Origin of the sequence: Bradyrhizobium murdochi (genome assembly GCF_000472965.1) — a bacterium.
Taxonomy (GTDB): domain Bacteria; phylum Pseudomonadota; class Alphaproteobacteria; order Rhizobiales; family Xanthobacteraceae; genus Bradyrhizobium; species Bradyrhizobium murdochi.
Genome location: NZ_AXAU01000050.1, coordinates 1 through 10582 on the forward strand (window position 1 = coordinate 1; position 10582 = coordinate 10582).

The following is a 10582-nucleotide window of genomic DNA, read 5'->3' on the forward strand; positions in this document are numbered from 1 at the left end:
GGCGGCGGGCTGATCGCCGGGATTTGAATCGATTACGTGCTCGGCAGCCCGGACAGAGCCTCCATGTTGTGATTCTCTGGTCGGCGATGGGCGCCGATGATTCTCTCCCCAACGATGTGACCGCGTTGAAGGCAATGTTGCGCGCCGAGCGCGCGGCCCGGTTGGCTGCGGAAGCCGAGGCCCAAGCGCGGACATTGCTGATCGAGAAGCTCAAACTCACGATCAGGAAGCTGCGGCACCAGCAGTTCGGACAGTCCTCCGAGCGCGGGGCACTATTGGACCAGCTCGAACTGCAGCTCGCTGATCTGGAGGAGAACGCCGCGCAAGCCGAGACCGCGGCGGCAGCCGAGAAGATTGCGGTGCCATCGTTCGAGCGCCGCAAGCCGGCGCGCCGGCCGCTGCCGGAGCATTTGCCACGGGAGCGCATTGTCTATCCGGTGCCAGGGACCTGCCCATGCTGCGGCGACAACCGATTGCGCAAGATCGGCGAGGACGTGACCGAGATGCTGGAACTCATTCCGCGCCAGTGGAAGGTGATCCAGCACGTGCGCGAGAAGTTCGTCTGCCGGGCCTGCGAAGCGATCAGCCAGCCGCCGGCGCCCTCGCATCCAATTGCGCGCGGGCGTGCAGGGCCGAAGCTGCTCGCTCATGTCTTGTTCGCCAAGTACGGCCTGCACCTGCCGCTCAATCGTCAGAGCGACGTCTACCAGCGCGAAGGCATCGACCTCGATGTCTCGACGCTCGCCGACTGGGTGGGCGCGTCGGCCGCAACCCTGATGCCGCTGGTCGACGCAATCCGGAGCCATGTCTTCGCTGCCGAGCGCATCCATGCGGATGACACCACGGTGCCGGTTCTCGCCAAGGGCAAGACCCGGACCGGCCGGCTCTGGACCTATGTGCGCGACGACCGTCCGTTTGCCGGGCCGGATCCTCCCGCAGCCATGTTCTTCTACTCGCCGGATCGTGGTGGGGAGCATCCGGAGCAGCATTTGGCGGGCTATGCCGGGCTGATGCAGGCCGACGCTTATGCCGGCTTCAGCAGGCTCTACGAGGCCAATCGCAAGGCAGGCCCGATCGTCGAGGCTGCATGCTGGGCTCACGGCAGGCGCAAGTTCTTCGATCTCGCGCGGCTCAGCAAGGCGCCGATCGCGGCCGAGGCGGTCAAGCGCATCGATGTCCTGTTCGCCGTCGAACGTGAGATCAACGGTCTTGCTCCGCAGGAGCGCCTGCGCGTGCGCCAGGAGCGTAGCCGCCCTCTGATCGTCGAACTTCAAGCGTGGTTGCGCGAACAGCGCGCCAAGCTCTCCAGGAACAACGATACGACAAAGGCAATCAATTACCGCCTCAGCCGCTGGGACGCATTTACCCGCTTCCTTGATGACGGACGGCTTTGCATGTCGAACAATGCCGCCGAGCGCGAGCTTCGGGCTGTCGCCGTGGGCAGAAGAAATTGGACCTTTGCCGGCTCCGATGAGGGCGGCCGGCGTGCGGCTGCGATCTACACCCTCATCGCCAGCGCCAAGCTCAACGACATCGATCCACAGGCTTGGCTCGCCGACGTGCTGGCCCGCCTGCCGGACTATCCCGCTAAGCGCATCCACGAACTTTTGCCCTGGAATTGGCGACCTCAGAACGTCGCTCACGCCGCTTAAGCGCGATCAGCCTGCCGCCAAAACGGCCTGGCCGGGGGCCGCCGCCGGATGCTTACCTTGGTGCAGCTTTGCTTCGATTTTCTACATGATCGAGGCCAAGCCAGAGAACCTGATCGGCGACCGCGCCTACGACAGCGACGCGCTCGATCAAAAACTGCGCTCATACGGCACTGAGATGATCGCTCCCCATCGCTCTAACCGGATGAGGTCGCTCACCCAAGACCGGCGCAGACTTCGTCGCTATGCTCGGCGCTGGCTGGTTGAACGCTTCTTCGCCTGGATACAGTGGAGGCGTCGCTTGCTGGTCCGCTGGGAGTTCTATCCGCAGAACTTCGCTTGCCTGCTGATCCTGTTCCGGCAATTTTTTAGATAGGTTCTAGTTGGATTTCGCGCCGTTCCGTGCAACAGACGGAGCGAGGAATGACGCAGAGGACGAGGCGGAAGATTGACGCGGCGCTGAAGGCGAAGATTGCGCTGGAAGCGCTGCGCGAACAAGCGACAATAGCCGATCTGTCGCAGCGCTATCAGGTGCATCCGAACCAGATTTACGCCTGGAAGAAGCAGAGCAGGCGGCGCGACCTTCGAGAGCGGCAGCAGTGATGCCAGAGCCAACCGCGAGCGCGAGATCGACCGCATGGCAAGATCGGCCACTTGATCCTCGATCGCGATTTTTTCGCGAAGAGGTCCGGAAGATGAGCGCCCGGACCGCCATGCGCTCGTGGACCGGGATCATTCCAACCTGTCGGTGCGCCCGCAGTGCCAGCTGCTCGGCGTCGCCCGTTCGAGCATCTATCGGCTGCGCCTGGCCGCCAACGACGATCCGGCGCTGATGCGGCGGATCGACGAGTTGTTCACAGCCTGGCAGTCCCTCGACTCGTCGCGGATGACGGCGATGCTGCGGACGGCGGGCCATGGGGTCAATCGTAAGCGCATACAGCGGCTGATGCGCAGGATGAGATTCGCGGCGCTTGGGCCGAAGCCCCGCACCACGAAGCCCGCGCCAGGGGCACAAGATCTTCCCCTGTCTGCCGCGGGGCCTCGCGATCGAGCGCTCCAAACAGGTCTGGTGCGCAGACATCACCTACATTCCGATCGGCCGCGGCTTCCTCTATCTGATGGCGATCATGGACCGGGTGAGCCGGGAGGTAAAGGTCTCGCGGCTGTCGAACGCGATAGACACCTCGTTCTGCCTCGATGCCCTGCAGGAGGCGCTCGCGCTTCGGGCGGCTGGAGATCTTCAACATCGATCAGAGCAGCCAGTTCACCAGCGCTGCCTTCATCGGCGCGCTCATGGCGGCCGGCATTCGCATCTTGATGGACGGCCGCGGCCGCTGGATGGTCAACGTGTTCATCGAGCGACTGTGACGCTCGCTCAAGCACGAGGACGTCCGACACGGCTGTGGATGTGACGCTGCGCTTGGACAACGCTAAAGTGTTGCCCACATGCCCATCTGTGGACGCCCCGGTGAATGCAAGAAGAATCTTTCGATTAGGTGTTGCGCGTAGTCGGGTGCTGACATCTGTCCGGCCTTTATTGCGACCGTCATATGTCGCGGGCCCGTATGGGAGTTCGCGGATCAGGTCCAAATCACAGCGGCGTACTTGGAAGCACCTGGGCATGTACTGGTTTTCCTGACCCCGTCTCATCGACTGTTGCGCCGTACCTTCCGTTTGACCTTCCTACCTCCTCGACGACCTCTGGTCGGGCGGACTAAGCGATTAAGCCGCTGCGACCGGAGCTTTGTAGACCCCACCGTTGACCATCAAAGCCCAAACGGTACGAGCCATCTTGTTGGCAAGCGCGACGGCGACAAGCATGGGCGGCTTACGAGCGAGCATGCGCTCCAGCCATGTCCCTTGCGATGCACCGCGTCGGCGAGCCAGCTTCACCACCGCACTCGCCCCGATAATGAGGAGACGCCGCAGTGTTCGCTCACCCATTTTCGATATTTGGCCGAGCTTCTGTTTTCCACCAGTTGAACGTTGCAGCGGCGTCAACCCCAACCACGCGGCGAAATCCCGGCCACGTTTGAAGCTTTCAGGCTCAGGCGCTAGCGCCATCAGAGCTGTCGCCGTGATTGGGCCGATGCCAGGAACCGTCATAAGCCGTCGAGCAACTTCCTCTTCCCGGGCTCGTCGCGCGATCTCAATATCGAGCTGCTTGATTTGCTCTTCCAGCACCCCCAGCATCTTGACCAGGATATCGAGCGCCGGTTGCGCCGCCGTTGGCACGCTGCTCCCGGAAGCTTGCGCGTGCTCAATCAGCGCGGCGACATTGGATGCTCCCTTCGCAACGACCAGGCCGTATTCGGCGAGGTGGACCTCGCAACGCGTTTATGATCTGAGTACGTTGCCGGACCAAAAGATCGCGAGCGCGAAACACGACCGCGCTCGCCTGCTGATCCTCACCCTTCACGGGGGCAAAGCGCATGGTGGGGCGTTGGGCTGCTTCGCAAATCGCTTCTGCATCCGCCATATCGTTTTTCTGGCGCTTAACAAAGGGCTTTACATAGGACGGTGGAATCAGACGCACCGTGTGACCCAGCTTGACCAATCTCACGAGCCCAGTAATGGGCGCTGGCGCAGGCTTCCATCGCTACCAGGCACGCAGGCTGCTGGGCAAAGAAACTTTGTCACGACGCAGCTGTTTGCGGAAAACAACATCGCCGCCAGCGTCTGCGCCATGTGCCTGAAAAACATGTTTCGCCAAGTCTAGTCCAATCGTGCTAACTTCGTTCACGGACGCTTCCTTTTTGTGACGGTTCAACACCCTTCACTTTGGCACATCGATGCCGTCGAGGGGCGTCCACCCCATCGCAGCCGCAACAACGGCAGCAGCGGTTTGCAGCGTGATCAGTTCGGGAGATCGGAGCGGCCGAGATTCCAACCAACAAACCGGTCCCGTGGCCCCACGCATGGGTCCACTTCAAAGTTCGTAAGTGAATTGGCGTATGAATTGGTCGCCAAGCTAGGTTCCAGTTATCTAGTCATCTGCGCCGCACTTGCTTGGACAAGAACCGCCATGTTTCCAGGCTGATGCTCGTTTCTCCACATTTTCCTGTGTGCGCGCGGAATTTCGTCCCAGGTGAAGACTTCGGAAAGGCATGGATTTATTCGCCGTTCATGAACAAGCCGATTCGCTTCCCACAATTGATATGGATTCGCGAAGTGGCTGCCCTGGACTCTTTTTTGCCGCATCCACATAAAGCGAGCGTCCATAGTAAGGTTGTAACCCGAAGTCCCACCACAGAACACAACCATTCCGCCTCGTTTCACGACGTAGCAGCTCACTGGAAATGTCATCTCTCCCGGATGCTCGAAGACAATGTCGACATCGGCGCCCCCTCCTGTAATCTCCCAAATGGCTCTGCCGAAGCGGCGCACCTCCTTCATGTAATCCCTGTATGCAGCGATCTTATCGCTATCGGGAAGTCGACCCCAACAGTCAAACTCTTTGCGGTTTATCACGCCTTTGGCACCCAAGGACATCACATAGTCACGCTTCGATTCCTCAGAAACGATGCCGATTGCGTTAGCGCCCGTTAATGTTACGAGTTGAACCGCCATCGAGCCAAGCCCGCCAGCCGCACCCCACACCAACACGTTTTGACCTGGTCGGACCGCATGCGGGTAATGACCAAACAGCATTCGGTATGCAGTCCCCACCGTGCCCATATAGCAGGCGCTCTCCTCCCAGCTCAGGTGCGTCGGCTTGGTTAATAGCTGACGCGATTGAACGCGTGCGAATTGTGCGAAAGATCCGTCCGGAGTTTCATAGCCCCAAATTCTCAGAGAAGGCGACAACATGGGATCACCGCCATCGCACTCGACATCGTCGCCGTCGTGCTGATGGCAATGGACAACCACCTCGTCACCCACCTTCCATTTCTTTACGCGATCTCCGACGGACCAAACAATTCCCGCAGCATCGGATCCGGCAATGTGATGGGAGTGCCGATGCAAATCGAAGGGCGAAACTGGCTGCCCGAGGGACGCCCAAACACCATTGTAGCCTACCCCGGCCGCCATAATCATGACCAGGGCGTCCTCTGGCCCTACAGCGGGCGTATCGACGACCTCCACTTGCATTGCATTCTCTGGATCACCGTGCCGCTCACGGCGTATGACCCAGGCATGCATGTGCTTCGGTGCATGGCCCAATGGCGGAATTTCCCCAATTTCGTAAAGATTCTTCACGACCGTCTGTGCGCAGTTCGCCAGGGATGGATCGTGGCCGTTGTGTTGATTGATCCTGCTCATTAGTACCTCGATAAAATGATGACAGGTCCGACGAGTTCGGCCAGTCGCGCTCGTCTCTTCGCACGGACGTCAAGCAACCGCCTGCGGCGGTACTCGACTAGTCTGGTCCAGGCGACTAGCCGCGGCAGTTTGCAGACGGCTGCCGAGGTCGCCGCCAGCGCGTTGAGCCCCGGAAGTGACGACAGCCGAAGGCGCTTGCTCCGAGCATATGCGCCAGACCGTGCGGCAGTTGCGCGACGGGTGTCCATTTCACCTTTGAAACCTCTCCGCATCGACGAGAAATCGACCTTGAGGCGATCGCCGAGGCGCGCAATCAGACTCAAGATCTCTTTTCTCCGAGCGCTTTCCGTATCTACGGTCGGCGCGCGTAAGAACACGACTCTGAGTTCTTCTTCAGACATCTCGACCCGGAACATCGTCTCTCCGATTCTTAGCGATATCGCGTGAGTCCTCCTTCGCCTCCCAAGAGTCGCCATCGACCACATCCCTGCGGAATGGAGTAAGCCCTGGATCGCATGCTCTTCGACTGATCTATCGCGCCGATCAATCGAAAGGAGTCTACACCTAATAGGAGAATAATAGAAGAAAAAATAACGCCGATAAGGAGAACTTTGCTCTTGGCTTGGATCGAAAAATTGATAAAGCTCGAATGCACGAGAAGAGTGGCCGCGGGCACAACGAGGTGATTGGACTAGCCCCGGCAGGAGTTGAGCTCGGTTACACGACTCTTGATCCTACGTAAGCCACTCCGCCGCCGAAACGGTGACGTTCCCACAACATCACGGGAGATGTGCATGGCAGCACTAAATGTTCACACGAGGGGGAGTGTCCTTGTGGCGCAGTTCAATCGCGAAAAGCCGGTAAACCCGCTCAACCGAGAGCTTGAGCAAGGTATTGTCGAGACTTGTAGATGGGCCCAAGACGAACCCGCCGTGAAGGCAATGGTCCTTACTGGTGGAGTAGACCGCTCTTTCGGCGTCGGTGACGATTTAAGCGAAGCACGCGAAGTTAAAACGTCGGCCGACGTTGAGAACCTGATAAACCGGACACTCGGGCTTTACATTGCGATTCTAAGCGTAACAAAGCCTACCGTCGCAGGGATTGACGGATATGCCATAGGGGCCGGACTCCAGATAGCACTTTGCTGCGATTGGCGCGTGGGAACGCCAACAGCGAAGGCGCTCGGCTGGGAACTCAAGCAGGGGCTGGCTTGTCCAATCGGCGCCTACATGCTCCGGAAATCGCTTGGGCGCGCGGCAATGTCGGATGTTATCTTCGGCTCTGAGGTTGTGCCGGTTGGATGGGGCGTAGAACACAAACTTTTCAATGAGATTGCTGAGACGAAGGATGTCGTCGAGAGAGCCATTTGGCGAGCTGGGCTGCTTGGCGCCTATCCGGAAGTCGCTTATCGGCGAACGAAGGAGTCTGTGAACCGTTCCTTCATCGCGGGGCTGAGGGAGTTGGCGCCGATGGCAAAGAATATTCTTTTAGACGGATTCCGTAGCAACTCCGCCCAGGCCCATTTCGCTCGAGTTATGCGACGATGATGGCCGTAATTCAGAACGAAGGGCCCTTGGCGCATGACGTTGCCATCCTTGGACTGATCCAGCCTGCATAGGACTAGCGAGGACGTAAGCAATCTACTTCGATGGCGAAATGCGAAACGTTAATAACAACGCATGGGACCAATGACATCCATTGCACCGGGCTCCGCGAACGCTGCTTGGGTCGGCGATCATGTGAAGCCCATTTTCGACAAGAGGAGAGGCGCGATGGTGCTCCGCTGCCTAATGGATTTGACTGCGACATGCTTATCCCCCTACTTCAGGCATCGATGCGGAGAAACTCATACCTGGTTTCGTCCATCCGTCGGGCACACATGTCGCGAAAGGCGCGGATCGCGGGGGCTTGTCAAGGACAAGGACGACAGCTGCGCGATGCAGCTGGGATTGCGTGAGAGTCTTTAGGTGGCCCGCTAACATCTCTTGACTACCTGTTCTTAATCTATCCAACGCAGAACTGCGCTGCATCACTCGCTGTCCCGAGCTGAAAGATCTCTACTTTGCTGTGGACGTGGCAAGATCGGCTCGCTGCGACGATCGGCACTTACCCAATGAACTAGTGCGGCGACTAGGCCGATTGAGCCAAATATTGGCCCTGCGGCGGACTGTTCCAGGCACCGGAACTGTATTGCCAGGTGCGCTTCAGGCGCATAGTTGCGCGGCGCCTACTTCTTTGTACCGCAGTTAACGACCGAGATCCGTCTCCACAAGGCGGTATACCCGGCGAGAGGGTTGCGTCCGCCCGCGCACTAATCCAACTGTTGAGTGAGATCGGTGATCGCGGCCCCCAAGAGAACGGCCGATATTTCAAGATTCAACTCAAGTATTTCAGCCTCAGCATAGCGAAGTAAGTTAATAATGATCAGCAGTTGCTTCTGTCGTTCGCCGATCACAGATTGAGCGGCCGATTCCAGTTTGCTGTCGCGCACGACTTGTCGAAGGAAATCGCTAATTGTGGCTTGAGCAGGAGTTCTTATAAAAGCGTCATCGATCGCCTTATCGTTTAACCAATTCGAGGAAATTAGAATATTTCTCATTGAGCTATACTCGATAAGACGCTCATAGGCTCTCAACGTTTTTCTGAATGGAGAGAATACAGAAAAGGGAAAGAGAGTCCCCTACCATTTCTGGGGGAAGCGTAGGAAGGATTGCCACTTCTTGACATATTCGCTCAATCGCCCTCCTGGTCGACTGATGGCCAAGATGTCCGCTTCGCGAAGGCCCCTGCTGGCTGGTGGCGCATCGTTGGACAGCGAGTTCCTCGATCTTTGAGAGGCGTATCTCGCCTTGGTAGCAGTCAGACGGTCAATTGCCTCGGTGCGCTAAAGAGTCTTCTAGGTGTCCTGCATGGCGCGCGAAGGCATCGTGAGACTGGAGAGTTGGAGAGGTGCCGGTTCTTGTCACTGCTGTTGGGCGGGGAAATTGCACCTCCAGTTTCGCTGAGGCGGACGAAACTTATGTCTAAAGCCACTCCGGCATCAGCAGCCGGCCATGTCCTACTCTCCAATGGTCCCAAACAGCGTCACAAGGCCGACGACGCGGCAATTTTTGGTATGGAGTCGCTGACCGTGATGATCTCACTATCCAAACTGGATGTGTACGTGAGCGCAATCATGGTATCGACGATCTGATTCCGATCGAACGCGCAGCAAAGCTCAGCATCCGACCCTTCTCAATTGCGTCGACGTATCAGGCGTACGCGCCTCGCGCCGGCAATCTGCGAATTGGCGGGATATCGAGCTCAATTTCGCGCGACACCTCGATGAGGTTTTCTCGACGATGGCCATTCTCGAAAAGCGCGTATTTGAGCGCTTGGGCACGGTTCACGAAGAGGCCGCCAAAGAGACCGTTTCGTTCGCGGGCAACCCAGTTGCCACGACGATTCCTGCCTACAAATACGGTCGACGCTACGCGGCTACACGAAGGAGGTTCAACTTGCTTCATGTTCATGATCCTTTCATACCTTCAAAAGGTAGGCGGCTCAGCCGCCACCTGCCAAATCGACGCTGTAGCTGCCCAAAGGTCGTCTGCTTGCAAGCTGGCTCGTAACGCGCTCGAATATCTGCCCCATCGAATATGAAATTCGCGCAAGGCATGTCGATCCCATAAGAGGACCACTCTTGCGTTCAACGTTCGGCGCCTCACGAAATTCGCGGTCTTCCAGCATGGCTCGAACGTGCCGATCGTGTACGTGATGCCGCTTTCCGGGAACGGCGGGACCATCCTCGACCAATTCCTTACAGGCGGAAGTCTTCGGCCGAGAGAAACGCCTGAAAGGGAGCGCCTGGCGTAGTCTCGCTGTAAAACCGTCCGCTTGCACCGATGCTCGTCACAGTTTTCCGTTTGAAACCCGCAGCAATCTCTTGCTCGGCTCGGAGAAGTGCGCGGCAACCGCGACATTGATGTTCGTCACTTGGATGCCGAGCACAAACCTCGTCAGCGCATTCATGAGGATCAATCGGGTAAGCGTCATTGGAAACTCCTGGTATGACCCGACGGTCTGCGAATGCTTCTGGGAAGGTTTGTTGGACCTGCCATGTGCAACCCCGATATCTCTTGAATATGCGGTTCTTCGTTAGGTACAAGACTCTGGAGAACTCTCACGATCTCTAGTCGTCTCGAGCTGTCGTTTCGCGAATTGCCGCCACGTACAAATCGTGGCACTTTAGACGCGACTGATCGTCGGTGGGTGAATACTACAGCACAAAGCAAAGAGAGCCACCTACCATTTCTGGAGAAAGGCGAGAAGATCGCTCTCGCGTTACAAACGTGCTAGATCATTCATCGTAGCAATCATGGGACTGGAGCTGACCTGCCACTGAAGTTTCATCCAGTGGCAGTTAGAGTCTCGGGGTTTTGTACGCCGAATGGCGCAGGTGGAGCAACGGGCGATCGGCGAAGCTGGTCGGGGTTGCGCAGCCAATCGCCCGTTGCGGTGAATGTGGCAGCGTAGGCCGCCGGGGTGAGGTATTTCAGCGACGAGTGCGGACGGTCACCGTTGTAGTCGGCGACCCATATCGCAATCTTTGTCCTGGCGTCGTCGAGATCGAAGAACAGGCTCTCGTTGAGCAGTTCGTCGCGCATGCGCCCGTTGAAGCTCTCGACGAA

Annotated in this window: 10 protein-coding genes and 3 pseudogenes; 7 read left to right on the plus strand and 6 right to left on the minus strand. The window is 58.2% G+C overall.

Annotated elements, in window-relative coordinates:
• Positions 1-86: 86 nt before the first annotated feature.
• From tnpC to YUO_RS48335, 5 genes and pseudogenes are all read left to right on the plus strand, one after another.
• Complete coding sequence (gene tnpC / locus YUO_RS0136920; protein ID WP_035728364.1) at positions 87-1652, plus strand: IS66 family transposase; 1566 nt, start codon at positions 87-89, stop codon at positions 1650-1652.
• A 100-nt stretch (positions 1653-1752) separates the two neighbouring features.
• Positions 1753-2025: pseudogene (locus tag YUO_RS43195) on the plus strand (transposase); the annotation flags it as partial.
• Positions 2026-2072: 47 nt separating this feature from the next.
• Positions 2073-2252, plus strand: a complete 180-nt coding sequence (locus YUO_RS43200; protein ID WP_083754878.1) for a transposase — start codon at positions 2073-2075, stop codon at positions 2250-2252.
• A 368-nt stretch (positions 2253-2620) separates the two neighbouring features.
• Positions 2621-2821: pseudogene (locus tag YUO_RS49215) on the plus strand (IS3 family transposase); the annotation flags it as partial.
• Positions 2822-2846: 25 nt separating this feature from the next.
• A complete protein-coding gene (locus YUO_RS48335; protein ID WP_235782956.1) occupies positions 2847-3017 on the plus strand; it encodes a hypothetical protein in 171 nt (56 codons plus the stop codon).
• A 354-nt stretch (positions 3018-3371) separates the two neighbouring features.
• On the opposite strand, the pseudogene YUO_RS43210 reads toward YUO_RS48335, so the two are convergent.
• Together YUO_RS43210 and ccrA are read right to left on the minus strand one after the other, a co-directional pair.
• Positions 3372-4392: pseudogene (locus YUO_RS43210) on the minus strand (IS110 family RNA-guided transposase).
• 239 nt (positions 4393-4631) lie between these two features.
• Positions 4632-5912: a crotonyl-CoA carboxylase/reductase gene (ccrA, locus tag YUO_RS0136945; protein ID WP_083754880.1), complete on the minus strand. Its 1281-nt coding sequence runs from the start codon at positions 5910-5912 to the stop codon at positions 4632-4634.
• Positions 5913-6706: 794 nt separating this feature from the next.
• On the opposite strand from ccrA, the gene YUO_RS0136955 reads away from it, so the two are divergent.
• Positions 6707-7459: an enoyl-CoA hydratase/isomerase family protein gene (locus YUO_RS0136955; RefSeq protein ID WP_198028172.1), complete on the plus strand. Its 753-nt coding sequence runs from the start codon at positions 6707-6709 to the stop codon at positions 7457-7459.
• Positions 7460-8223: 764 nt separating this feature from the next.
• Here YUO_RS0136955 and YUO_RS0136960 read toward each other — a convergent pair.
• Positions 8224-8511: a hypothetical protein gene (locus YUO_RS0136960; RefSeq protein WP_028351638.1), complete on the minus strand. Its 288-nt coding sequence runs from the start codon at positions 8509-8511 to the stop codon at positions 8224-8226.
• 420 nt (positions 8512-8931) lie between these two features.
• On the opposite strand from YUO_RS0136960, the gene YUO_RS46850 reads away from it, so the two are divergent.
• Positions 8932-9105, plus strand: a complete 174-nt coding sequence (locus YUO_RS46850; protein ID WP_156908939.1) for a hypothetical protein — start codon at positions 8932-8934, stop codon at positions 9103-9105.
• 58 nt (positions 9106-9163) lie between these two features.
• Here the strand turns inward: YUO_RS46850 and YUO_RS0136970 are convergent, their stop codons facing one another.
• The 3 genes from YUO_RS0136970 to YUO_RS0136980 all read right to left on the minus strand — a co-directional run.
• The gene (locus YUO_RS0136970; protein WP_028351639.1) at positions 9164-9418 is read right to left on the minus strand and encodes a hypothetical protein; all 255 of its coding nucleotides are present in this window, start codon (positions 9416-9418) and stop codon (positions 9164-9166) included.
• A gap of 385 nt (positions 9419-9803) precedes the next feature.
• On the minus strand, positions 9804-9947 hold the full coding sequence (locus tag YUO_RS46855) for a hypothetical protein (protein ID WP_156908940.1): 144 nt from the start codon (positions 9945-9947) through the stop codon (positions 9804-9806).
• 353 nt (positions 9948-10300) lie between these two features.
• Positions 10301-10582, minus strand: a 282-nt coding sequence (locus YUO_RS0136980) for an integrase core domain-containing protein (RefSeq protein WP_156908941.1), incomplete at its 5' end; no start/stop codon positions are given.

Excerpts from the sequence above, each read along its gene's own strand:
- tnpC (WP_035728364.1), top strand. The coding sequence starts at position 87 with ATGGGCGCCGATGATTCTCTCCCCAACGATGTGACCGCGTTGAAGGCA.
- YUO_RS43200 (WP_083754878.1), top strand. The coding sequence starts at position 2,073 with ATGACGCAGAGGACGAGGCGGAAGATTGACGCGGCGCTGAAGGCGAAG.
- YUO_RS48335 (WP_235782956.1), top strand. The coding sequence starts at position 2,847 with ATGCCCTGCAGGAGGCGCTCGCGCTTCGGGCGGCTGGAGATCTTCAAC.
- ccrA (WP_083754880.1), bottom strand. The coding sequence starts at position 5,912 with ATGAGCAGGATCAATCAACACAACGGCCACGATCCATCCCTGGCGAAC.
- YUO_RS0136955 (WP_198028172.1), top strand. The coding sequence starts at position 6,707 with ATGGCAGCACTAAATGTTCACACGAGGGGGAGTGTCCTTGTGGCGCAG.
- YUO_RS0136960 (WP_028351638.1), bottom strand. The coding sequence starts at position 8,511 with ATGAGAAATATTCTAATTTCCTCGAATTGGTTAAACGATAAGGCGATC.
- YUO_RS46850 (WP_156908939.1), top strand. The coding sequence starts at position 8,932 with ATGTCTAAAGCCACTCCGGCATCAGCAGCCGGCCATGTCCTACTCTCC.
- YUO_RS0136970 (WP_028351639.1), bottom strand. The coding sequence starts at position 9,418 with ATGAAGCAAGTTGAACCTCCTTCGTGTAGCCGCGTAGCGTCGACCGTA.
- YUO_RS46855 (WP_156908940.1), bottom strand. The coding sequence starts at position 9,947 with ATGACGCTTACCCGATTGATCCTCATGAATGCGCTGACGAGGTTTGTG.